General features: G+C 70.2%; 19 protein-coding genes. 9 read left to right on the forward strand and 10 right to left on the reverse strand.

Annotation, left to right across the window (positions count from 1 at the left end; all coding sequences use genetic code 11):
- Positions 1-141: 141 nt before the first annotated feature.
- The 3 genes from ACIBI5_RS01230 to ACIBI5_RS01240 all read left to right on the forward strand — a co-directional run bounded on the left by ACIBI5_RS01230 (position 142) and on the right by ACIBI5_RS01240 (position 4,893).
- Positions 142-711 carry an HhH-GPD-type base excision DNA repair protein gene (locus tag ACIBI5_RS01230; RefSeq protein WP_397241940.1) on the forward strand — a complete coding sequence of 190 codons (570 nt, stop codon included), beginning with the start codon at positions 142-144 and terminating at the stop codon, positions 709-711.
- Between the two features lie 206 nt (positions 712-917).
- Complete coding sequence (locus ACIBI5_RS01235; RefSeq protein ID WP_397241942.1) at positions 918-3,011, forward strand: SpoIIE family protein phosphatase; 2,094 nt, start codon at positions 918-920, stop codon at positions 3,009-3,011.
- A 241-nt stretch (positions 3,012-3,252) separates the two neighbouring features.
- A complete protein-coding gene (locus ACIBI5_RS01240) occupies positions 3,253-4,893 on the forward strand; it encodes an RNA polymerase sigma factor (protein WP_397241944.1) in 1,641 nt (546 codons plus the stop codon).
- Between the two features lie 268 nt (positions 4,894-5,161).
- Here ACIBI5_RS01240 and ACIBI5_RS01245 read toward each other — a convergent pair whose 3' ends face one another.
- Together ACIBI5_RS01245 and ACIBI5_RS01250 are read right to left on the reverse strand one after the other, a co-directional pair.
- Positions 5,162-5,314, reverse strand: coding sequence for a hypothetical protein (locus ACIBI5_RS01245; RefSeq protein WP_397241946.1), 153 nt, complete (start codon positions 5,312-5,314; stop codon positions 5,162-5,164).
- 140 nt (positions 5,315-5,454) lie between these two features.
- On the reverse strand, positions 5,455-6,195 hold the full coding sequence (locus tag ACIBI5_RS01250; RefSeq protein ID WP_397241948.1) for an ABC transporter permease: 741 nt from the start codon (positions 6,193-6,195) through the stop codon (positions 5,455-5,457).
- 157 nt (positions 6,196-6,352) lie between these two features.
- Here ACIBI5_RS01250 and ACIBI5_RS01255 point away from each other — a divergent pair, with 157 nt between their 5' ends.
- On the forward strand, positions 6,353-6,940 hold the full coding sequence (locus tag ACIBI5_RS01255; RefSeq protein WP_397241950.1) for a TetR/AcrR family transcriptional regulator: 588 nt from the start codon (positions 6,353-6,355) through the stop codon (positions 6,938-6,940).
- 357 nt (positions 6,941-7,297) lie between these two features.
- The gene (locus tag ACIBI5_RS01260; protein WP_397241952.1) at positions 7,298-8,518 is read left to right on the forward strand and encodes an MFS transporter; all 1,221 of its coding nucleotides are present in this window, start codon (positions 7,298-7,300) and stop codon (positions 8,516-8,518) included.
- Between the two features lie 339 nt (positions 8,519-8,857).
- Here the strand turns inward: ACIBI5_RS01260 and ACIBI5_RS01265 are convergent, their stop codons facing one another.
- Positions 8,858-9,598, reverse strand: coding sequence for a YaaA family protein (locus tag ACIBI5_RS01265; protein WP_397241954.1), 741 nt, complete (start codon positions 9,596-9,598; stop codon positions 8,858-8,860).
- Positions 9,599-9,686: 88 nt separating this feature from the next.
- Here ACIBI5_RS01265 and ACIBI5_RS01270 point away from each other — a divergent pair, with 88 nt between their 5' ends.
- Complete coding sequence (locus ACIBI5_RS01270) at positions 9,687-10,844, forward strand: hypothetical protein (RefSeq protein ID WP_397241956.1); 1,158 nt, start codon at positions 9,687-9,689, stop codon at positions 10,842-10,844.
- Here the strand turns inward: ACIBI5_RS01270 and ACIBI5_RS01275 are convergent.
- The 3 genes from ACIBI5_RS01275 to ACIBI5_RS01285 are packed head-to-tail and all read right to left on the reverse strand — an operon-like array spanning position 10,741 to position 12,526.
- On the reverse strand, positions 10,741-11,337 hold the full coding sequence (locus tag ACIBI5_RS01275; RefSeq protein ID WP_397241958.1) for a hypothetical protein: 597 nt from the start codon (positions 11,335-11,337) through the stop codon (positions 10,741-10,743). The two genes, ACIBI5_RS01270 and ACIBI5_RS01275, sit on opposite strands and share 104 nt — an antisense overlap.
- Positions 11,334-11,903: a hypothetical protein gene (locus tag ACIBI5_RS01280; RefSeq protein WP_397241960.1), complete on the reverse strand. Its 570-nt coding sequence runs from the start codon at positions 11,901-11,903 to the stop codon at positions 11,334-11,336. Before ACIBI5_RS01280 ends, ACIBI5_RS01275 begins: the two co-directional genes overlap by 4 nt.
- A complete protein-coding gene (locus tag ACIBI5_RS01285) occupies positions 11,900-12,526 on the reverse strand; it encodes a hypothetical protein (protein WP_397241962.1) in 627 nt (208 codons plus the stop codon). Before ACIBI5_RS01285 ends, ACIBI5_RS01280 begins: the two co-directional genes overlap by 4 nt.
- 31 nt (positions 12,527-12,557) lie before the next feature.
- On the opposite strand from ACIBI5_RS01285, the gene ACIBI5_RS01290 reads away from it, so the two are divergent.
- Positions 12,558-13,313: a GNAT family N-acetyltransferase gene (locus ACIBI5_RS01290; RefSeq protein WP_397241964.1), complete on the forward strand. Its 756-nt coding sequence runs from the start codon at positions 12,558-12,560 to the stop codon at positions 13,311-13,313.
- A gap of 86 nt (positions 13,314-13,399) precedes the next feature.
- Here ACIBI5_RS01290 and ACIBI5_RS01295 read toward each other — a convergent pair whose 3' ends face one another.
- A complete protein-coding gene (locus ACIBI5_RS01295; protein WP_312896826.1) occupies positions 13,400-13,630 on the reverse strand; it encodes a hypothetical protein in 231 nt (76 codons plus the stop codon).
- A 246-nt stretch (positions 13,631-13,876) separates the two neighbouring features.
- Between ACIBI5_RS01295 and ACIBI5_RS01300 the strand changes: the two genes are divergently transcribed.
- Positions 13,877-15,931, forward strand: a complete 2,055-nt coding sequence (locus ACIBI5_RS01300) for a type IIA DNA topoisomerase subunit B (protein ID WP_397241966.1) — start codon at positions 13,877-13,879, stop codon at positions 15,929-15,931.
- 172 nt (positions 15,932-16,103) lie between these two features.
- Here the strand turns inward: ACIBI5_RS01300 and ACIBI5_RS01305 are convergent, their stop codons facing one another.
- The 3 genes from ACIBI5_RS01305 to ACIBI5_RS01315 all read right to left on the reverse strand — a co-directional run bounded on the left by ACIBI5_RS01305 (position 16,104) and on the right by ACIBI5_RS01315 (position 19,218).
- Positions 16,104-17,063 (reverse strand): N-acetylglucosamine kinase, encoded by a 960-nt coding sequence (locus ACIBI5_RS01305; RefSeq protein ID WP_397241968.1) that lies wholly within the window; start codon positions 17,061-17,063, stop codon positions 16,104-16,106.
- Positions 17,060-18,319, reverse strand: coding sequence for a 6-phospho-beta-glucosidase (locus tag ACIBI5_RS01310; RefSeq protein WP_397241970.1), 1,260 nt, complete (start codon positions 18,317-18,319; stop codon positions 17,060-17,062). Before ACIBI5_RS01310 ends, ACIBI5_RS01305 begins: the two co-directional genes overlap by 4 nt.
- Positions 18,320-18,393: 74 nt before the next feature.
- Positions 18,394-19,218 carry a TauD/TfdA dioxygenase family protein gene (locus ACIBI5_RS01315; protein ID WP_397241972.1) on the reverse strand — a complete coding sequence of 275 codons (825 nt, stop codon included), beginning with the start codon at positions 19,216-19,218 and terminating at the stop codon, positions 18,394-18,396.
- Positions 19,219-19,303: 85 nt separating this feature from the next.
- On the opposite strand from ACIBI5_RS01315, the gene ACIBI5_RS01320 reads away from it, so the two are divergent.
- A complete protein-coding gene (locus ACIBI5_RS01320; protein ID WP_397241974.1) occupies positions 19,304-21,814 on the forward strand; it encodes a DNA topoisomerase (ATP-hydrolyzing) subunit A in 2,511 nt (836 codons plus the stop codon).
- Positions 21,815-21,929 lie beyond the last annotated feature (115 nt).

Below are 21,929 nucleotides of genomic sequence, written 5' to 3' on the forward strand. Positions count from 1 at the left end.
CTCATTTCATCTGTTCTCGGGCCGGTGTCAAGCCTCCAGGCCGACTGTGTTCCCTACGTTTACTAGACGTTCTCGCCCGGCTGTAGGTCCACCGATGCCGACCACCGAACGTGAGAGACCCTTTCGTGCGAAGCTGGTGCCATGCGCATCCAGCTCGCCCAGCGGACGGAGGCCGACGAGCTGCTCGGCCGCAGCCCGCTCGCCCTGCTCGTCGGCATGCTGCTCGATCAGCAGATCCCGATGGAGTGGGCGTTCACCGGCCCGCACACCATCTCGGAGCGGCTCGGGCACGACCTCACGGCCGGGGAGATCGCCTCCTACGACCCCGAGGCGTTCGCCGCGCTGCTGGCCGAGAAACCCGCCGTGCACCGCTATCCGAAGTCGATGGCGAGCCGCGTCCAGCAACTGGCCGCCTACCTCGTGGAACGCTACGAGGGCGAGCCCGAGCGGATCTGGGCCGACGCCGCCGACGGCAAGGACTTGCTCAAGCGACTGCAAGATCTTCCGGGCTACGGCAAGCAGAAGGCACAGATTTTTCTGGCTCTGCTCGGCAAGCAGCTCGGCGTGCGGCCACCCGGCTGGCGCGAGGCGGCAGGACTTTACGGCGAGGAGGGTTCCCACAGGTCGGTGGCCGACGTCACCGACCCGGAGAGCCTGGGCAAGGTCAGGGCAACCAAGCAAGAGGCCAAAAGGGCGGCGAAGGCCAAGTAGCCTGATCTTGCTGCGTAATGTGGAGCGATTTTGACAGGATGCGTTGTCCATAGTGGAGACCCGCGGGTGGCGGGGGCTTCCGTCCGCGCACACCCATCGCCGATGATGTACAGCAGAATCCGGTCGCCCGGAGCTGCGCTACGCCGATACACAGTTATGGAGATGTGCCGCGTGGGAGACCCTGGCACGCGACGGAGGTGCCGACCATGAGCGCCGAGACCTCCGTTCCCCGTCCCCGGGAGTCGGATGTGGACATCTCAGACTCCGGCCTGTTCAAGGGCCTGCTTTCCGAGGCGGAGTTCGCCTTCGCCTTCTTCGACGTCGAAGGCCGCGTCCAGCGGGTCAACGACGTGTTCACCGACGTCGTCAGCGTGCCCGCGGACAAGCTGACCGGAAAGCCGCCGGCCGAGACGCTCACCGCCGACCTCAGCCAGCTGATCACGCACGCCGTACAGGCCGTGATCGAGAGCGACGGGCCCGTCACGGAGAGCCGGGTGCGCGTCCGCTCGGCCGAGGGTGACACGCGGCACTGGTCGCTGTCGTTCTCGCCGATCCACGACGAGGGCGGCGAGCTGCGTGCCGTCGCGCTGGTCGGGCTCGACGTGACCGAGAGCCGCCAGACCGAGGAGGAGCTGCGCCGCAGCGAGGAGCGCTACCGCTCGCTGGTCGAGGCGCAGTCGCAGCTGGTGTGGATCACCTCGCCCACGGGCGCGGTGGTCGAGGACGCGCCCCAGTGGCGCGCCATCACCGGCCAGGGGCTGGAGGAGTACCTGGGGCAGGGCTGGCTCGACGCGGTCCATCCCGACGAGCGCCAGCAGACCGAGGAGGCCTGGCGCGAGGCCCTGCGCGGGCGGACCATGTTCGAGTGGAACTACCGGGTGCGCACCCGGGCCAGCGGCTACCGGCACTTCGAGGTGCGGGCCGTACCGATCATCAGGCACGGCCGGGTGGTCGAGTGGGTCGGCGCCAACACCGACGTGACCCCGCAGCGCGAGGCCGAGGAGATGCGCGGCAGGCTGACCGACCAGCTGGGCGCCGCCGCGCTGCGCACGGCCAGGCTGCAGGGCGCGACCGCGCTGCTCGCCGAGGCGCTGACGGTCGAGCACGTGGTCCAGGTCATCATCGACGTCGGGCGCACCGCGCTGGCCGCCGACCGTTCCGCGGTCGCGCTGCTCGATCCCGACCGCGCCATGCTGCAGCTGATCAACGGCGAGGGCGTGCCCGAGGTGCCGGGAGCGGCGGGCGAGGAGATCCCGCTCGCCCACACCAGCGTGATGACGATCGCGGTCAACAGCCGCCGGCCGGTCTTCGCCGAGTCGCCGGAGAGCCTCAAGTCGCAGCTGCTGGAAGCCGGCGGCAGCGAGGAGGTCCTGTCGGCCTACCTCAAGCACAGCGACGAGCGGGCCTGGGTGGGCCTGCCGCTGCTCGCCGCGGGCCGGGCGCTGGGCGCGCTGCGCTTCTCCTTCACGCGGCCGCAGAAGATCTCACAGGAGGACGGCGTCTTCCTGGAGGCCCTGGCCGGGCAGTGCGCGCTCGCCGTCGAGCGGGCCACGCTGTTCGAGCGTGAGCACCGCACCGCCGAGACGTTGCAGCGCAGCCTGCTGCCCGACCGGCTGCCCGTGGTCAAGGGGCTGGTGCTGGCGCAGCGCTTCCGTTCCGGAAGCCGCCACGTGCAGGTCGGCGGCGACTGGTACGACGCCTTCGTGCTCCAGGACGGACGGGTGGCCGCGGTGGTCGGCGACGTCATGGGCAAGGGCGTCAAGGCCGCCGCAGGCATGGGCCGGATCCGCAACGCCATGCGCGCGCTGGCGCTGACCAACCCGCCTCCGGCGGCCGTGCTGACCGGTCTCGACCGGGTCTTCGAGGCCACCGAAGAGGAGGAGCAGGTCACGACTTTGGCGTACATGGTGGTCGAGCCGGTGACGGGAGAGGGGACGCTGGCGCTGGCCGGTCACCCGCCGCCCGTGCTGGTTTCGCCGCAGGGTACGGCGATTCTGTGCGACGCCGAGCCCGGTACTCCGCTAGGCTGGCCGACCAGCCGAAGGCAGTTCCGGTTCGTGGTGCCGCCCGGCCATACGGCCGTGCTCTACTCCGACGGTCTGGTGGAAAACAGGAAGCGCGGGCTGGACGCCGGCCTCGCGGAACTTTGCTCTGTTGTGACCGAAGCTCCGCCCGAGGTGGTCAGTAGTCCGCATATGCTGCTGGACTTCCTGGTAGACCGGATGTTGTCGGGATATGAACAGGATGATGACGTTACCGCGCTGGCCATTCATGTTCCGCCGGCCACGAAGAGTGACTGAATGAAACAGTCATAAGGGTTGCTTTCGGGTATCAGTGCCGCCCTTACGTACGCACTACTGTCCGGGTCGGCCTAGGGTGGAGGTCAACCGCCGGGAGGTGGCCGTATGAAGTGCTGGGTCATGCCAGAATGCTGGATGGTCCGTTTGCGCTCCGCACGGCCTCGCCGTACTCCTAGAGAGGCATAGCCCCCCAGCGGGGATCTGGGTCCATTGTCGCCACGCGTTCGTTCGAGAGGTGTTCGTGTCGCCTGCAAGTTCGACTCGCTCGAAGCCACAAGAGCTGAACGAGCCCGTCATTCAGCGACTGCTCGAGCGTGGGCGCTCGCAGGGTTTCCTCGAGTCTGAGGATGTCCGCCAAGCCTTCGAGGAGGCGGACATCCCGATGTCGCACGCCGCCGCGTTCTTGCGGAACCTCAGTAAAGAGGGCGTGACCGTGGTGGTGACCGCCGCGGATTCGGCGGCACCGAAGAAGTCTCGTGGTCCAGCAAAGCGCCGCACCGCTGCCCCCGTCAAGACGAAGACCGCAGCGGCCGCCAAGGAGCAGCAGCCCGAGACCGTGACCGCGGTCGTGGGCGCGGCTGAAGCCGAGCCCGTCAAGAAGGCTGCTCCTGCCAAGAAGGCCGCCCCGGCGGCCAAGAAGGCCGCACCCGCCAAGAAGGCCGACAAGCCGGAGAACAACAACACCGGCCCGGCCGACGCCAAGCCCAAGGCCCAGGAAGGGTCCGACGACGAGGACATCGACCTTGAGGGCGATGTCGATCTCGAAGACCTCGAGGACATCGAGGTCGACGACGAGGAGATCGTCGCCGAGGCCGAGACCGAGGGCGAAGAGTCCGACGACGACGCCGAGGAAGAGCCCAAGGCCGAAGCCGCGGCCGCCGCCGCGGTGCCGGAGAAGAACGAGGAAGAAGTCCTCATCCTCTCCGACGACGACGATGACGCCCCGGTCGCCCAGGTGGCCGCCGCGGGAGCCACCGCCGACCCGGTCAAGGACTACCTCAAGCAGATCGGCAAGGTCCCCCTGCTCAACGCGGAGCAGGAGGTCGAGCTGGCCAAGCGCATCGAGGCCGGCCTGTTCGCCGAGGAGCAGCTCGGCGGCGAGGTCGACAACCTGCCCGTCGACGTGCGGGCGGAGCTGGAGTGGATCGCCGAGGACGGCCGCCGGGCCAAGAACCACCTCCTGGAGGCCAACCTCCGCCTGGTGGTCTCGCTGGCCAAGCGCTACACCGGCCGCGGCATGCTCTTCCTGGACCTGATCCAGGAGGGCAACCTGGGCCTGATCCGCGCCGTCGAGAAGTTCGACTACACCAAGGGCTACAAGTTCTCCACGTACGCCACGTGGTGGATCCGGCAGGCGATCACCCGCGCCATGGCCGACCAGGCGCGGACCATCCGCATCCCGGTCCACATGGTCGAAGTGATCAACAAGCTGGCCCGGGTCCAGCGGCAGATGCTGCAGGACCTCGGCCGCGAGCCCACGCCGGAAGAGCTCGCCCGTGAGCTGGACATGACGCCCGAGAAGGTCGTCGAAGTCCAGAAGTACGGCCGCGAGCCGATCTCCCTCCACACGCCGCTGGGCGAGGAGGGCGACAGCGAGTTCGGTGACCTCATCGAGGACTCCGAGGCCATCGTTCCGGCCGACGCCGTCAGCTTCACGCTGCTGCAGGAGCAGTTGCACTCCGTTCTCGACACCTTGTCGGAGCGAGAGGCGGGCGTCGTGTCGATGCGCTTCGGGCTGACCGACGGGCAGCCGAAGACGCTGGACGAGATCGGCAAGGTCTACGGCGTGACCCGGGAGCGGATCCGCCAGATCGAGTCGAAGACGATGTCCAAGCTGCGGCACCCGTCGCGGTCCCAGGTCCTGCGGGACTATCTGGACTAGTCAGCTGGTTTTCGCAGGCCCCGTACCCCTGATGGGGGTGCGGGGCCTGCGCGTTTACCAGGACACCGTTCTCCTTCCGCCCTGCACGTGGCGGCCGGCGGGTGGCGCGGGATCGCGAGCGCCTTGCGTCAAGGTGGCGGTGGCCCGTGCTGTGGTGCGCCCCTGTGCTTTTCGGCGCCCCGTGGGGGACGTGGGTCGATGGTGTTCGGCGCCGTTGTGCGGGCTCTGCGTGCGATTGGCGTTCCGTGGGCTGATGTGGGGGTTCAGGTCACTGGCGGCGCTCGGCTTCGCCTTGGGCGGAGGAGGTGGCTGTCGCCGCGTCGCCGTACCTGCCGGCCGTGTGGGCGTCGACGGGAGGGGCTGCCCATGAGGTCACGGTGATGACCGCGGTGGCCACGATGGTTCCCGTTAGACGTCGCACGGCGGGCCTCCTCGGCTGATCGGACATATGTGCATATTTATGCCCGAAAGCTGCTAAAGGTAGTCATTGTGTGGCGAGGTGTGGTTGTTGTTGGCGGTATTTTGCGAGGGCGCTGATGGTTACTCTCGGTGAGCCATGGATCAGGGCCAGGTGTCGCGGGCGGCCAGTTCGATGGTGGCTACGCAGGCGACGGCCTCGGCGGCGAGCAGGGCTATGAGAACCACCAGCTGGACCAGCCCGGCCGCCAGTGGGGTGGCGCCGCCCAGCAGCATGCCGACGAAGGCGCCCGGCAGGGTGACCAGGCCGACGGTGCGGGTTTGGTCCAGGGCCGGGACCAGGGACTGCGCGGCGGCGGGGCGGCAGATCTCCAGTCGGGCGCTTCTGGGGAGGAGACCGATGGACAGGGCGGCTTCGACCTCGCCGTGACGTTGGGCCAGTTCGTCCCGGGCTCGTTTTCCGGCCAAGGTGGTGGCGGTCATGCAGCCGCCCAGCAGGATTCCGGCGATCGGGATGACGACGAGACCGTCGGTGGAGATCACCTGGCAGGCCATCAGGAGAGCCAGGACCGGCACGGTGCCGGCGGCGATCGGGACGCCGGCCCACCACCAGCCGCCCTGGCCGCCGGTGATGCGGCGGCCTGCGGTGAAGGCGGCCACGCCGTACATGAGCAGGACGAACGCGGCTGTCGCGACCGGTAGTCGCAGCACCCAGGTGATCACGACCGAGACCGCGCCGAGCTGGACGGCGGCCCGCGCGCAGGCGGTCACCACGGCGGGACCGTGGCCCAGCCGCCCCAGCCAGGCGACCGTCGCGCCCACGGCGACCAGCAGGGCGAGCGCGACGGGCAGCAGCGGGGTGATGTTGATCAGTGAGGAGCCCATGGACGACCCTTATCAGGTACGGGCTTCCGTGGGCTCGCCGGATCGCGCTCTACTGTGCGGGTTCGCTGGTTTCAGGTCTTGTGGGCGGCGGTCGCGTCGGTCTGCGGCGCGGTACGCTGTGAACGGTACGGACTTTTGTTCACAGGAGGCGCTGCGCATGCCGCCGGCATTCAACCAGCGTGAGCGGGCACGGATCACCGAGCAGCTGCTGGAGGCGGCGACGCGGCTGTTCGCGGCCCAAGGGCTGCGCAAGACGTCCCTGCAGGAGCTCACCGAGCCCGCCGGAATCGCCAAGACGTCCCTGTACGCCTTCTTCGACTCCAAAGAGGACCTCTACCTGGAGGCCATGCTCCGGCAGGGCGAGCAGGTCAGGCGGCGGGTGATCGACGAAGGGCTGAACCGGGGCGAGGACACCCGGGACTCGCTGCGCCGGTTCCTGCGGGCCACCGTGGCGGAGCTGGAGGCGAACCCCCTGTATCGGCGGCTCCTCGCGCATCCCGAAGAGGTCGCGCTGCTGGCCACCAAGCTCACGCCCGAGCGGATGGCGCAGGTGGAGGGTGGGCCGCTGGCGGACCTGCTGGAGTTCGTGGAGGGGCGGATGGCGGGGGATCCCCGGGTGGTGGTGGGGGTGCTGCGGGCCGTGCTGCTGGTGCCGTTGCATGCCGACGAGCTGGGGGCCGACCTGTATCCGGCGATCATGGACCGGCTGATCGACGCGGTGACGGACGGGCTGGTGGCCCGCTGACGGTCGCGGGGGCTCGTGACGGGTTCGGCGATCCAACGCTCGTGACGGGTTCGGCGATCACATGCTTGTGACGGGTTCGGCGATCACATGCTTGTGACGGGTTGGGCGATCACATGTTCGTGCCGGGTTCGGCGAGGGCTTGTGCGGGGCTATGGCTGTGGGGCTCCCGCGCCCGGCGGCCGTGAGGGCTGCCGGGTGGGACGGCGCACGGGTTGTCCGGGGTTGGCGACTGCGGCTCGTGGCGGGATCTGGGGTTGGACGGTTTGTGCGGTGGGTTGTGGGGGTGGGGGTCGGGTAGGGTGGCGGGCTTCGTTCGGGTTGTGGAACGTCCCCTTCGGCCGTGGTTGAGGAAGTCTCGTGTCTCTGCGTGGGAACAAGCAGTTCCAGCTGCTCTGGATCGGCGGTGTGGTTTCGCAGCTGGGTACCGACATGACCAGGATCGCGATGCCCATGCTGGTGCTCGCGCTCACCGGTTCGCCGGGGCTGGCGGGGGTCGTGGCCGGGGCCAAGGCGGCGGCGATGCTCGTGGCGCAGATGCCGGCCGGGGTGTGGGTCGATCGGTGGGATCGGCGGCGGACGTTGCTCGGGGCGCAGGCGGTGCAGGTGCTGGCGGCGGCCGTACTGGCTGGGGTCATTCTTGTGGGGGAGGCGCACGTTTGGGTGCTGGTGGCGCTGGCCGTGGTCGATGGGGTTTGTGTGGCCTTTGTCGGGCCTGCTTGGGATACGGCGATTCGCGGGGTTGTCGCGCCCGAACAGCTTCGGAGCGCCTACGCGCAGGAGGAGTCGCGGCGGCACGCGGCGGCGCTGGCCGGGCCGCCGGTCGGTGGGCTTCTGTATGGGCTGGGGCAGGCTGTGCCCTTTGTGGTGGATTGCGTGAGTTATCTGCTGGCCTGGGTGGCGACGTTGCTCGCCAGGGTGCCGCGGCGGCCCCAGGGGAGTCCTGAGCCGGTCAGGAAGGGCATGCGCCGGGAGGCCGGGGAGGCCGTCGGGTGGTTGTGGCGGCGGCGGGGGCTGCGGGAGATCTTTCTCATCGCGATGATGCTCAACCTGCTCGGCGGCGCGTTCCTGATTCCGCTGGTGGTGCTGATCGGCGAGCGTGGGGGTGACGCGCTCAACACCGGGACCGTGTTCGCCGCCACGGGGATCGGCGGGCTGGCCGGTGCGCTGCTGTCGGGGTGGCTGGGGCGGCTGCTGGCGCCGGGGAAGCTGGCTGTCGTCTTCACGACGGTGTTCGGCGGGGCGATCGTGGCCATGGCGCTCCCGTTCGGGCCGTGGTGGCCCATGGTGCCTCTGCTGCTGTTCTCGCTGACCACGCCGACGTTCAACGTCGTGCTCTCCGCGGTGGTCTCGCGGCTGGTGCCGGAGGACATGCTCGGGCGGGTGGGCGCGGCGCTCACACTGGTCAGCCGGGGGCTCAACCCGCTGGCGCCGGTGCTGGGCGGGTCGCTGGCCGCGGCGTTCGGCGGGGCGTGGGCGCTGGTCGGGATCGGCGGGATCATGCTGGTGGTGGCGGGGGTGGCCGCGGCCAGCAAGGACGTCAGAACGTTCTCCGACGAACCCAACCAAGTCCCCGCCTGAACCACCCGCGCCCGCGCCGCCACGCCGCCTGCGCTCCCGCGCCGCCACGCCGCCTGCGCTCCCGCGCTGCCTGCGTCGCCTGAGTGCCCCACGTCGGCTGCGCCCGTGCGCCGTCTGCGCCCCCAGACGGCCTGTGCCTCAGACGGCCTGTGCCTCAGACGGCCTGTGCCTCAGACGGCCCGCGCCCCAGACGGGCTGCGCTCCCAGGCGGTCTGCGCCCCTGGGCCGCTTGTGCTGCCTCCGCGCCAGCCCGACTGCTCGTCTGCGCAGCTTCTGCCTGCCTGCCCGGCCGGCCGGTTGCGCGGCGTGTGCTTGCCTGTGCCGCTCTAGCGGTCTGGGCTAGGCGGTGGCCTCCACGTCGAGGTGCCAGGGGTGGGCCGGTTTGGGGCGAGGGCCCAGGGTGGTGGCGAAGCCGTACGTGTCGAGGAGTTTGGCGAGGTCGGCGGGGGTCGTGGGGTCTTCGCCCGAGCGCACCAGAGCGCGGGCGATCGCGCCCCGGGTGGCCTTGGCCATGTGGCTGACGACCTTGCCGTCGCGGAAGACCCGCACCGCGACCGAGCGGTCGCCCGGCTTCCACGCCCCCGCGTACGTGCCGGAGCGCATGTCGACCACCAGACCGGGCAGCCCGTCGAGCTGCTTGGTGATCATGGGACGCCAGAAGGCGGCGAGCCCGCCCAGCACGGGCAGGGTCACACCCATGGACAGCCGGTACGGCGGGACCCGGTCGGTGATCCGCAGCACGCCCCACAGCCCGGAGAAGATGAGCAGCGACTCCTCGGCCCTGCGCAGGTCGGCGGGGGAGAGGGTGGCCAGGCCGAGGTTGTCGTACAGGACGCCGGTGTAGAGCTCGGCGGCCGGAAGCGCCGGTGCGCTCTCCAGCGCGAGGTTCTTCTCCAGTTCGGCCGCCAGACCGGGCGTGAGGCCGAGGACGTCGATGGCGTCGCGGCGCTTGGACGCCCTGGCGAGGGCGGTTCGCACGCGTTTGCGGGCCTTGTCCAGCGCGGGGAAGGAGAGCTCGCCCAGCGGGGCGCCGGAGCCCTCCGGCGCCTTGCCTTCGGACGGCGGCAGCAGAATCAGCACGTCAGACAGCTTAGGGCCGGTAGCATCCACAGCGATGAAAGCGTCACTCTCCCCCGTTTGGCTGCCTTGGGATGCACTTGTCCTGGCAGTGCGGTCCTTCCTGCCCCTGGCCTTCTTCTACACGGTGGGCCGGGTGGTCCACGACCTGATCCTCGTCGGCGCCGTCTACGCCGGTGACGTCGAGGCCCCGCGCAAGTACCTGGGTTTCGCGGTCATGAGCCTGGCCGTGCTGGCCACCCTGGCCTCGTACGTGGCCATGCTTCAGGTGCTGCGCAGAAACGCGATCCTGGCCGGCGCCGCCGAAGGGCAGGGCGGGCGGCTGTCGACGTTGATCGCGCAGACCATGCTGCCGTTCCTGGCCTTCTACGGGGCCTGGGGGCTGTTCACCGACGATGTGCGGCAGTACAGCATCCTGTCCCAGGAGCTCTTCGGGGTGCAGGAGATCGAGAACCTCAGCTTCAACCCGCTGCTCACCACCTCGTTCATCGCCCTGGGCGCGTTCGCGGCCCGGGTCGCGGTCGGCAAGGCGTACGAGCGGTGGCCGAAGGGGCGACTCGGGCTGCTGTCGATCGCGCTGGAGTCCATGTGGATGTTCTTCGCGGTGATCAGCGTCGAGCACTGGATCGGCGAGCGGATCGAGTGGCTGACCTCCAGGTCCGCCTGGGTGGCCGCCGCCGACGTCATCGGCGGCGTGCTGGGGCCGGTGGGCGAGGCGGTCGCGGTGGTCGTGCCGAATCTCAAGGACGCGCTGGTCCTGCCGCTGGTCTGGGTGACGATCGCCGCCGTCGTCTACGGCCGCGAGATGGGCCAGGGCGAGGCCCTGATCCAGGGCACCCGCGTCGAGTCGGGCGCGGGACGGGTGAAGGAGGCGGCGCCGGAGCCGGTGCGGAAGGTGGCCGAGTTCGTCTCGCGCGACCTGCGTGACAAGTACACGCCCATGCTGAACGGCCTGCGCATGGTGCTGCGCGCCGGGCCGGTCTTCTTCCTGGTGTTCTGCCTGTGCTACACGCTGCTGGGCGTGGGCCACGACTGGGCGTTCATCGGCGTGGTCAACCTGATCGGGCCGCACGAGAGCAACTGGTGGACCGTGTGGCACGGGCCGATCAAGTTCGGGGTCACGGCGGTCTACGAGGTGCTGCGGATCAGCCTGCTGGCGGCGGCCCTGCAGATGGCGCTGCGGACGGCGTCAGCCGTACGAAATTCTCGTGGTGGTCGGGAAGACGCACCTCAACCCGCAGAGAGCTGACCGCGTCGGCCGGGACGGCGAAGCTCGCCTGGAACTTCGACTCCACCCCCGGCTTGGCCAGGATCGGCTTGTAGGTCTTCTCGTCGATCCGGGTGCACAGCGTGGAGACCTTGGGGACGCCCTTCACCCGCGTGGTCGGCGTCCAGGTGCGGGCGCGGGCGTCGCGGACGGCCGTTTCGCAGCCCTTGGACATGGCCTTGCTGGCCGCCGCGTCGCGCGGGGTGACGCCGATGACCGCGGTGACGGCCGTGGTGCCGGGCGGGAGGTCGTCGCCCGAGGTCTGGCCGATGCCGATCAGCCGCCACGTCGAGCCCTCGAACGCCGCGCCCGACCCGGCCGCGGCGTCGATCGGCTCGCCGCCCGAGCGCAGCCCGTAGTCCTCCAGCTTGGGCACGACCTGCACGGCCACCAGCGCCGCCACGGCGGCGGCCAGGCCCAGGCCGTACCAGAGGTGTTTCACGCCCTTGCCGCGCTTCGCGCGCCGCCCGCTCACGCGTCGTCCTCCTCGATCGTCACCGTCGGTACGGCGGCGCCGGACAACCCCAGCGGCACCTCGACCCCGGGGCCCAGCGCGGCGTTGAGCCGGTGGATGGTGGTGTACCTGGCCTTGGTGATCCGCAGGATGGCGCCCTTGACGGCGTCCGGCGGCAGTTCGAAGGCGATCGTGCCGCGCTGCGGGATGCCCGCCTCCAGGTCGGCCGAGCCGAGGGTGGAGAAGCGGTCGGTGACCGCGTAGCGGGTGCCGTTCAACGCCTGGAGCTCCACGGTGCCCAGCTGGACCCGCTCCTGGGTGGCGGTGGCGGTCAGGTGGACCACGACCCACACGCCCTTGGTGGTCTTTTTCTCCTTCTTGTCCAGGAAACCCGTCAGCACCAGCTCGCGGCCGGTCTCCGCGCGCTCCACCCGGACGGTGTACGGGGTGGTGCGGACGTCCTGGCCGATGGCGCCGGCCGAGGAGAGGGGCTGGTAGACGCGGTCGGCGTCGGGCCGCAGCCGCTGGGCGGCGCCGACGGCCACGAGCAGCAGCGCCGAGGCGACCAGTGCGATCAGCTTGTTCATGCCCGCTCCAGCGGGGTGTCCAGTATCCAGCGCGGATCGTCCTGCCTGTACCAGAGCGAGGTGCCCGAGTAGTAGCCCAGCAGCGACCAGCTCGGCTGGTAGTCCTCGTCGTGGACGGCGACGCTGAGCCGGCTGGGGTCCGGAGCCTCGGCGGCGACCTCCCACGACAGGCGGACGGTCTCGGCCATGCCGGGGTTGAGCAGGCTGCCCCGGTTGTCGCCCGGACGCATGATCAGCTGGTCCTTGATGGACATGATCTGGTCGAGCGGCCTGCCGTCGAGCTTGATGGCGAGGCGGGCGGCCATGTCGGACAGCGACGCGGGAAACCGGCTGACGTTGGTCACGTCGAGGTCGAGCACCACGTACCGGCCCTTGTCGGGCTCGCCGAAGGGCGACGGGTTGGGGTCGTTGGTGGTGTACGCGGCCTTCTTCGGCACGAGCTGGAAGCGGTTGCCGGTCAGCTTCTGCCCGAGCGCGGTCTTGGGCGGCTCGTTCTTTCCCGCGTCCGCCAGCCCGCCGAGCGGCCACGCGATGGCCAGCGGGAGGAGGATCACGGCGGCGAGGCCCGCGAACCACATCCAGGCCCGGCCGCGCGGCGTCGTTTCGTGGGATGGGGAGGACACCTGGGGAATCGTAATAGATATCGTGCCGTTCATGGCTTTTGTCATGGATTTTCGCAGGTTGGTGCACGAAGCGTGGCCGGCGTTCGAACAGCACGAGCGCGACGGCTGGGTCCTGCGATACGCCGGTGGCGTGACCGATCGGGCGAACTCGGTATATGCCCGGAATGTACCGGAGGACATGGACGCGGCACTGGAAGACGCGGAAAGGTTCTACGCCGAGCGGGGGCTGAAGCCCGTCTTCACGGTCGGCGATCCCGGCCTCGACCGGGTCCTGGAACGGCGCGGCTACCGGCGTACGCGGCCCGTCCTGGCCATGGTCGCCCGCCTGGGCTCTCTGCCCGAGGCGCCCGCGCACCCCGTCCGGATCGAGGACGAGCCCTGGGACGCCTGGATGGACGCCTGGTGGTCCGTGGACGGCCGCTACGCCGACCGGATCGGCGACGCGCGGCGCATCGTGACCGGAGTGCCCGCCTGGTACGCCGCGGTCGAGCGGGACGGCGTGCCCCTGGCCGTGGGCCGCGGCGTCCCGCAGGGGGACACGCTCGGGATCTACTGCATGGCGACCCTGCCGGCCGCCCGCCGCCGGGGGCTGGGCCGCAGTGTGATCAGGGCGCTGGTACGGCGCGCCGTGCCGGCCGGGATGTCGTCGGCCTACCTGGTGGTCACCGAGGCGAACGAGAACGCCATAGGGCTCTACCGCGGCGAGGGCTTCGAGGTGGCCGGAGAGGGCTACCACTACCGGGTGGGCGAAGGTCTGGGGGCGGCGGGCCGTACACAGGGGTCCTGAAACAGCACGACGCGGCGCCCCTCGCCTGAAGGGGCGGCCGCGTCGTGCGTAGCGCTATATGTGGTTATCTCGGAGCGAGTGCTGAGTCAGCGCTCGCTGTCGGGGGCAATCGTAGGGGTTTCGCTGAGTCGGGCCGATTCGTCCAGGATATCGGCGCCCTTATCGCGCAGTGCCGCCACGTGCTGTCGCCCATGGTGGGCGCAGAACAGCAGCTCCCCACCTACCGGCAGGGTCGCACGAATGTAGGCCTGGGCGCCGCAACGGTCACAACGGTCGAGGGCCGTCAGCGGCTTAACGGGGGCGAGAGCTCCAGTCACGTATCGCCTTTCTGGTCACCCCCGCCGAAGCGAGGATCTGGCGCAGTCACTTGAGACAACATCTAACCGGACCTGGACGTTCCCAACCGGCGCGTCGCTACGCCGAGAGCGGAATGTGTCCGAAAGTAATGATGATCAGCCGGTTGGTAACGGCAAACGTGCCGGGATGGCAAGCTTGTACGCGCGTCAGCGGGAAGAACGGTAAGCTACGCACACGTGTTCGATGGCTAGACCAGAGGAGCGGGAGTGACGGTAGTGGAGGCGGGTTACACAGCTCGTCACCTGTCGGTGCTTGAGGGCCTCGAGGCCGTCCGCAAGCGCCCTGGCATGTACATCGGGTCCACCGACAGCCGCGGTCTCATGCACTGCCTCTGGGAGATCGTGGACAACGGCGTCGACGAGGCGCTGGGCGGTCACTGCACCCGTATCGAGGTCGAGCTGTTCGAGGACGGCTCCATCGAGGTGCGTGACGACGGCCGCGGCATCCCGGTGGACATCGAGCCCAAGAGCGGGCTTCCCGGCGTGGAGCTCGTCTACACCAAGCTCCACGCGGGCGGAAAGTTCGGCGGCGGCTCCTACGCGGCCTCCGGCGGACTGCACGGCGTGGGCGCCTCGGTGGTCAACGCGCTGTCGTCCCGCCTCGACATCGAGGTCGACCGCTACGGCAAGGTCCACCTGATGAGCTTCAGGCGCGGCGTGCCCGGCGTCTTCGACGGCGACGGCCCCACGGCCAAGTTCAAGAAGAAGTCCGGCCTGCGCGACGGCGGCAAGCTGAGCAAGAAGGTCACCGGCACCCGGGTGCGCTTCTGGGCCGACACCCAGATCTTCCTGGCCGAGGCCGAGGTCTCCATCGACGAGATCCACGTACGGCTGCGCCAGACCGCCTTCCTCGTGCCGGGCCTGACGCTGGCCCTGATCCACGACGGCCAGACCGAGGAGTTCCGCTTCGACGGCGGCATCTCCGAGTTCACCGAGTTCCTGGCGCGCGACGAGGCCGTCTGCGAGGTGCAGCGGCTGCAGGGGCTCGGCCACTTCCACGAGACCGTGCCCGTCCTCGACGACCAGGGCCACATGACCCCCACCGAGGTCCAGCGCGAGCTGACCGTCGACGTGGCGGTGCGCTGGGGCAAGGGCTACGACTCGACCATCCGCTCGTTCGTCAACGTGATCGCCACCCCCAAGGGCGGCACCCACGTCACCGGCTTCGAGCGCGCGCTGGTCAAGACGCTCAACGAGCAGCTGCGCGAGACCCGGCTGCTCAAGAACGGCGACGACCCGGTCACCAAGGAGGACATCCTCGAAGGCCTGACCGCCGTGGTGACCGTCCGGGTGCCCGAGCCGCAGTTCGAGGGCCAGACCAAGGAGGTCCTCGGCACCTCGGCGGCCACCCGCATCGTCTCCCACGTGGTCTCGCGCGAGCTCAAGGCGGTCTTCACCAACCCGCCGCGCGGCATGAAGCAGCCGCTGCGCGCGATGCTGGAGAAGATCGTGGCCGCCGCGAAGGCCCGCATCGCCGCCCGCGAGCACCGCGACAACCAGCGCCGCAAGAGCGCCCTGGAAAACTCCGCGCTGCCCGCCAAGCTGGTCGACTGCCGCAGCGACGACGTCGACCGCAGCGAGCTGTTCATCGTCGAGGGTGACTCCGCCCTCGGCACCGCGAAGCTGGCCCGCGACTCGGAGTTCCAGGCGCTGCTGCCGATCCGCGGCAAGATCCTCAACGTGCAGAAGGCGTCGGTCGCCGACACGCTGAAGAACGCCGAGTGCGCCGCGATCATCCAGGTGGTGGGCGCCGGGTCCGGCCGCTCCTTCGACCTGGAGGCCGCACGCTACGGCCGTATCATCCTGATGGCCGACGCCGACGTCGACGGCGCCCACATCAGGACCCTCCTGCTGACCCTGTTCCACCGCTACATGTGGCCCATGGTCGAGGCCGGGCGCGTGTTCGCCGCCGTGCCGCCGCTGCACCGCATCGAGCTCACCAATCCGGGCCGGGGCCAGGACAAGTACATCTACTGCTACACCGACGCCGAGTTGCACAAGGTCCTGCGCGATCTCGAACGGCGCGGCAAGCGGTGGAAGGACCCGGTCCAGCGCTACAAGGGCCTGGGCGAGATGGACGCCGACCAGCTGGCCGAGACCACGATGGACCCGCGCCACCGGATCCTGCGCCGGGTGCGCATCGAGGACGCCGAGGCGGCCGAGGGCATCTTCAACCTGCTGATGGGCAGTGACGTGGCGCCCCGGCGCGAGTTCATCGTCAGCAGCGCGGCCGAGGTGGACCGCGACCACATCGACGCCTAGACACCACGGGCGAAGCCGCCGCACAGCACGTGCGGCGGCTTCGGCATGCGCCCGCCAGGGCGGCGGGGAGACGGGCGGCCACGGCTTGTTCCACCTGGCGGCCGTCAGGGGCCGACGGTGGTCTCCAGGAACGCGGCCGGGGGCTGCCGTCCGGACGGCAGCCCCCTCCTCGTCAGAACTGTGCGCGGAGCCGGGCTTCGGCCTCCTGCGTGGTGCCCAGGGCGTCCAGGCCGTTCAGCGCCGCGCCCACGATGGGCGGGGTGTCGGTCACGACGGGCTTGGCGGCCGGGGTGTGCTTGACGAAGCGGGCGTCCAGCAGGTCCATCAGCAGCGGGTGCCTGGCCCGCAGCACGCCGCCGCCCAGCACCACCTCGGTGGGCGTCTCCAGCAGGTCCAGGCGGGTCAGGCAGACCCTGGCCATGCCGACGATCTCGTCGGCCATGCGGGTGACCAGGCTGATCGCGATCTCGTCACCGGCGGCGGCCACCTCCAGCAGGCCGGCGGTCAGCTCCAGCAGGCGCAGCGGGTCGAGCCGGCCGAAGTACACGTCGAGCGCCACCTGCTCGACCGTGGGGGCGTCGAAGTGGGAGGTGACCAGGCCGGCCAGGGCCGTGGGGCCGCCGCGGCCGTCCTCGGCGCGGGCGGCGTGCCACATGACCTCGTTGGTGAGCCCGACGCCGCCGCCCCAGTCGCCCACGAGCGGCCCGATCGCGGGGAAGCGGGCCACCTGGCCGGTGGGGGAGACGCCGACGGCGTTGATGCCGGCGCCGCAGACCACGGCCACGCCGGACGGGCCTGAGGCCCCCGCCCGCAGCAGGGCGAAGGTGTCGTTGCCGACCACGATGTCGCGGGCGAAGCCCCTGGCGCCGAACTCGGCGGCCAGGGCTTCCTCTTCCGCGGGCAGGTCGGCGCCGGCCAGGTAGGCGGCCATCCGGTCGGCGTACGGCGGGGCCGCGCCGGGTCCGAGCGCCTGCCGTACCGCGTCTTCGAGGACGTCGGCGGCGGCGGGGACGCCGGCGCTCTGCGGGACGAACGGTCCGCCCCGCCCGCGCGCCAGCACGGTGCCGTCGGAGGAGAGCACGAGCACGTCGGTCTTGCTGTTGCCCCCGTCGACGGCGAGCAGCGTGCTCACGGCTTCACCCACGGCAGGTGCGCGGCGTTGGCCTCGAGCAGCAGGTCGGTGAGCTCGCCCGCGACGGCTTCCTGGCCGATCAGCGGGTGGGCCAGCAGCGCGTTGCGCACGCGGTCGGCGCCGCCGTGGATCGCGGCGTCGAGTGCCAGGCTCTCGTAGGCGGAGACGTTGGCGATCAGGCCGGCGTAGAGGGGGTCGAGCGGGTCGATGGGCAGCGGGACGGCGCCGGTCGCGGTGATCGTGGCGGGCACCTCGATGACCGCCTCGTCCGGCAGGAACGGCAGCGTGCCCGCGTTGCGCGTGTTGACCACCTGGACGTCGCCGCGATCGCCGAGCAGGGAGGCGATGAGCGCGACGGCGGCCTCGGAGTAGAAGGCGCCGCCGCGCTTGCCCAGGAGTTCGGGCTTGGTGTCGACGGCCGGGTCGGCGTACATCTCCAGGAGTCGCGCCTCCATGGCGGCCACCTCGTCGGCGCGCGAGGGCTTGGTGCGCTGCTCGGCGACGACGATGTCGTGGGCGTAGAAGTAGCGCAGGTAGTAGGAGGGCACGACGCCGAGGCGGGCGAACAGCTCCGGCGGCAGCCCGATGTTGTCGGCGATCTCCTGGCCGTGCTCGGCCAGCAGCCGGGGCAGGACGTCCTCGCCGTCGAGGTAGACGGCGCGCTCCCAGGTGAGGTGGTTCAGGCCGACGTGGCCGAGGCTGACCCGGCCCGGCTCGACGCCGAGGTAGCGGGCGAAGGTGCGCTGGAAGCCGATGGCCACGTTGCACAGCCCGATCGCGCGGTGCCCGGCGTCGAGCAGGGCGCGGGTGACGATGCCGACCGGGTTGGTGAAGTCGACGATCCAGGCGTCCGGGGCGTGTTCGCGCACCCGTTCGGCCAGGTCGAGCACGATCGGGACGGTCCGCAGCGCCTTGGCGAGACCTCCGGCGCCGGTCGTCTCCTGGCCCACGCAGCCGCACCGCAGCGGCAGCGTCTCGTCCACGTTGCGGGCGGCCTGGCCGCCGACCCGCAGTTGGAAGAGGACGGCCTGCGCCCCGGCCACGCCCTCCTCGACCGAGGGCGTGGCGACGACCTTCGCCGGATGCCCCGCTCGCGCGAGCATGCGGCGGGAGACGCCCGCGACCAGTTCGAGGCGTTCGGCGTGCGGATCGATCAGCGCGATCTCGGTGATCGGCAGATCATCGCGCAGGCGGGCGAACCCGTCGATCAGTTCCGGCGTGTACGTCGAGCCGCCCCCGACAACGGCGAGTTTCACCCTGACTCCCAGCTTATTAGGAAAGTTTCCTAACTCATTCTAGGGTCAAAGGCGCTCTCGGGGGAAGGGGGCTCCTACGCGCCGTCCTGGTGTTCGGGGAAGGCGTTGACGGTGACCCGGTGCATCCGGCGGCGCTCGGTGTAGTCGGCCACCGCGTAGTGCTGGGTGGGCCGGTTGTCCCAGAACGCCATCGTGCCCGGCCGCCAGCGCAGGCGTACCTGGTACTCGGGCGAGCGGATGTGGTCGATGAGCAGCGGCAGCAGCGCCTCGTTCTCCCGGTCGGTCAGCCCGGCCAGGCGGGTGGTCGAGGCCCGGTTGACGAACAGGGCCTTGCGTCCCGTCTCGGCGTGGGTGCGGACGATCGGCCGCTCGATCGGCGGCCACTTGGCCTGGATCTCCTCAAGAACGAAGGGGTGTCCCTTGGAGATGGCCTTCTTCATCGACATCGTGATGTCGTGCACGGCCGTCAGCTCGTCGCACAGCCGCTGCAGGGACGGCGACAGCGTCTCGTAGGCCAGATAGGTGTTGGCCCAGCAGGTGTCGCCGCCGACGCTCGGGAGCTGGACGCAGCGCAGCAGCGAGCCCATGGGCGGCGTGGGCTCGAAGGTGTTGTCGCTGTGCCACTCGTCGCCGCCCTCGCCCTTGGGGTCGGTCTGGTCCAGCACGTGGATCGGGCTGCTGGAGTCCTTCTTGAACGCCGGATGGTTGAGCGTGCCGAAGTTCAGCGCGAACTGCAGGTGCTGGTCGTCGTCGATGTGCTGGTCGCGGAAGAACAGCACGAGGTGGCGCAGCCAGCCTTCGCGGAGTGTGGCCACCTCTTCCGGCGCCAGTGGCTTGCGCAGGTCGACCCCGGTCACCTCGGCGCCGATGTGCTTGGTCACAGGGTGAAACTCAATCATGGCCTGAACGTACGTCCCAAGCAATTGCTTGGTCAAGATACTCGTCTGGCCATTGAGTCGCGGACACCCCCGATCCTCCGTCAAAATGTTCGACATGGCCCGACGCACCACGACCCCGCCTCCGGAGGACTTCGAGGAGAGGATCGTCGATATCGACGTCTCCTCCGAGATGCGCACCAGCTTCCTCGAGTACGCCTACTCGGTCATCTACCAACGCGCGCTGCCAGACGCGCGCGACGGTCTGAAGCCGGTGCAGCGCCGCATCCTCTACTCCATGAGCGAGATGGGGCTGCGCCCCGACCGCGGGCACGTCAAGTCCTCGCGCGTCGTCGGCGACGTCATGGGCAAGCTCCACCCCCACGGCGACTCCGCGATCTACGACGCGCTCGTGCGCCTGGCGCAGCCGTTCTCGATGCGACTGCCGCTCGTCGACGGCCACGGCAACTTCGGCTCGCCCGACGACATGCCGGCCGCCATGCGCTACACCGAGGCGAGGCTGGCTCCCGCCGCCATGCTCATGGTGGAGTCGCTCGACGAGGACACCGTCGACTTCAAGCCCAACTACGACGGCCAGGAGACCGAGCCCACGGTCATGCCGGCCGCCTTCCCCAACCTGCTCGTCAACGGCACCACCGGCATCGCCGTCGGCATGGCCACCAACATGGCCCCGCACAACCTCGGCGAGGTCGTCGCCGCCGCCCGCCACCTCATCAAGAAGCCGGACGCCTCGCTCGACGAGCTGATGCGGTACGTGCCCGGCCCCGACCTGCCCACCGGCGGCTCGATCATCGGCCTGCAGGGCATCCGTGACGCCTACGAGAGCGGCCGCGGCACCTTCCGCATGCGCGCCAAGTGCACGGTCGAGCAGATCACCCCGCGCCGCAAGGGCATCGTCGTCACCGAACTGCCCTACGCCGTCGGCCCCGAGCGCGTGGTCACCAAGATCAAGGACCTGGTGACCAGCAAGAAGCTCCAGGGCATCGCCGACCTGAAGGACCTCACCGACCGGCACAAGGGCCTGCGCCTGGTCATCGAGATCAAGAACGGCTTCGTCCCGGAGGCCGTGCTGGAGGAGCTCTACCGGCTGACGCCGATGGAGGAGACCTTCGGCATCAACAACGTGGCCCTCGTCGACGGCGAGCCCCGCACGCTCGGCCTGCGCGAGCTGCTCCAGGTCTACGTCGACCACCGCATCACCGTCGTGCGCCGCCGCTCGGAGTACCGCCGCCGCAAGCGGCAGGAGCGCCTGCACCTGGTCGACGGCCTCATCATCGCGCTGCTCAACATCGACGAGGTCATCCAGGTCATCCGTTCCTCCGACGACTCCGGCCAGGCCCGCCAGCGCCTCATGGACGTCTTCGAGCTGACCGAGATCCAGGCCGCCTACATCCTCGACACGCCCCTGCGCCGCCTGACCCGCTTCGACAAGCTCGAGCTCGACAGCGAGAAGGAGCGGCTGAGCACGGAGATCGCCGAGCTCAGCGAGATCCTCGGCTCCGAGGCGCGGCTGCGTCAGGTGGTCTCAGGCGAGCTGGCGGAGGTGGCCAAGAAGTACGGCACGCCGCGCCGCACCGTGCTGCTGGAGTCGGCCGGAGTGGCCCGCACGCCGGTGGCGTCGCTGATGATCGCCGACGATCCGTGCCTGGTGCTGCTGTCGTCCACCGGGCTGCTGGCCCGCACCCCCGACGCCACGGCGTTGCCCGGCGAAGGCGAGCGCACCGCCCACGACGTGCTGGTCTCGGCGGTGCGAAGTACGGCGCTCGGCAGCGTCGGCGTCGTCACCTCCGAGGGCCGCATGGTCCGCGTGGCGGTGGCCGACCTGCCCACGCTGCCGCCCTCGGCCAACCCGCCGTCGCTGTCCGGCGGGCATCCGGTGGCCGAGTTCATCACGCTCGACTCCGGTGAGATCGTCGTCGGCCTGGGTTCGCTCGACCCCGACAGCCCCGGCCTCGCGCTGGGCACCGCGCAGGGCGTGGTCAAGCGGGTCGTGCCCGAGTACCCGGGCAACCGCGACGACTTCGAGGTCATCACGCTGAAGGACGGCGACCGCGTGATCGGCGCCGTCGAACTCGACTCCGAGGACGCCGACCTGGTCTTCGTCACCTCCGACGCGCAGATGCTCCGCTTCTCCGCCTCCTCGGTACGCCCCCAGGGCCGGCCGGCGGGCGGCATGGCGGGCATCAGGCTCGACGGCGACGCCAGGGTCATCTTCTTCGGCGCGGTCGACCCGTCCCGCCCGGCTCAGGTGGTCACGGTCGCGGGATCGGCCACCGCCCTGCCCGGCACCCAGGTGGGTGGCGGCAAGGTCTCCGACTACGCCGAGTTCCCCGCCAAGGGCCGCGCCACCGGCGGCGTACGCGCCCAGCGCTTCCTGAAGGGCGAGGACGTCCTGCTGCTCGCCTGGGTCGGCCCCGCGCCGGCCAAGGCGGTCTCGGCGACGGGCAAGCCCATCCCATTGCCCGAGGAGATCAGCCGCCGCGACGGCTCCGGCCTGCGCCTGACCCACACGATCGGCGCGGTGGGCGGCTCCCTGACCGCCGACACCCCGCCCGCCGCCCGGCCTTCGGCCCAGACGGGAGCGGAAGAGCTGTTCTGACCGGCCGGGCTTTGCCCTCACCCGAGGGCAAAGCCCGGCCGGAAATCGGAGAGAGCGCTCTCTAGCCGGGCTGGGCGATTCGGGTCACTATGGGGTCTCATCGAGATCCTGGAGG

It is taken from the genome of Nonomuraea sp. NPDC050540 (assembly GCF_044457485.1).
Lineage (GTDB): Bacteria > Actinomycetota > Actinomycetes > Streptosporangiales > Streptosporangiaceae > Nonomuraea.

What these genes read in the sequence shown, in the direction of transcription:
- ACIBI5_RS01230 (WP_397241940.1), top strand. Translation starts at nt 142, where the DNA reads ATGCGCATCCAGCTCGCCCAGCGGACGGAGGCCGACGAGCTGCTCGGC.
- ACIBI5_RS01235 (WP_397241942.1), top strand. Translation starts at nt 918, where the DNA reads ATGAGCGCCGAGACCTCCGTTCCCCGTCCCCGGGAGTCGGATGTGGAC.
- ACIBI5_RS01250 (WP_397241948.1), bottom strand. Translation starts at nt 6,195, where the DNA reads ATGGGCTCCTCACTGATCAACATCACCCCGCTGCTGCCCGTCGCGCTC.
- ACIBI5_RS01255 (WP_397241950.1), top strand. Translation starts at nt 6,353, where the DNA reads ATGCCGCCGGCATTCAACCAGCGTGAGCGGGCACGGATCACCGAGCAG.
- ACIBI5_RS01280 (WP_397241960.1), bottom strand. Translation starts at nt 11,903, where the DNA reads ATGAACAAGCTGATCGCACTGGTCGCCTCGGCGCTGCTGCTCGTGGCC.
- ACIBI5_RS01290 (WP_397241964.1), top strand. Translation starts at nt 12,558, where the DNA reads ATGGCTTTTGTCATGGATTTTCGCAGGTTGGTGCACGAAGCGTGGCCG.
- ACIBI5_RS01315 (WP_397241972.1), bottom strand. Translation starts at nt 19,218, where the DNA reads ATGATTGAGTTTCACCCTGTGACCAAGCACATCGGCGCCGAGGTGACC.
- ACIBI5_RS01320 (WP_397241974.1), top strand. Translation starts at nt 19,304, where the DNA reads ATGTTCGACATGGCCCGACGCACCACGACCCCGCCTCCGGAGGACTTC.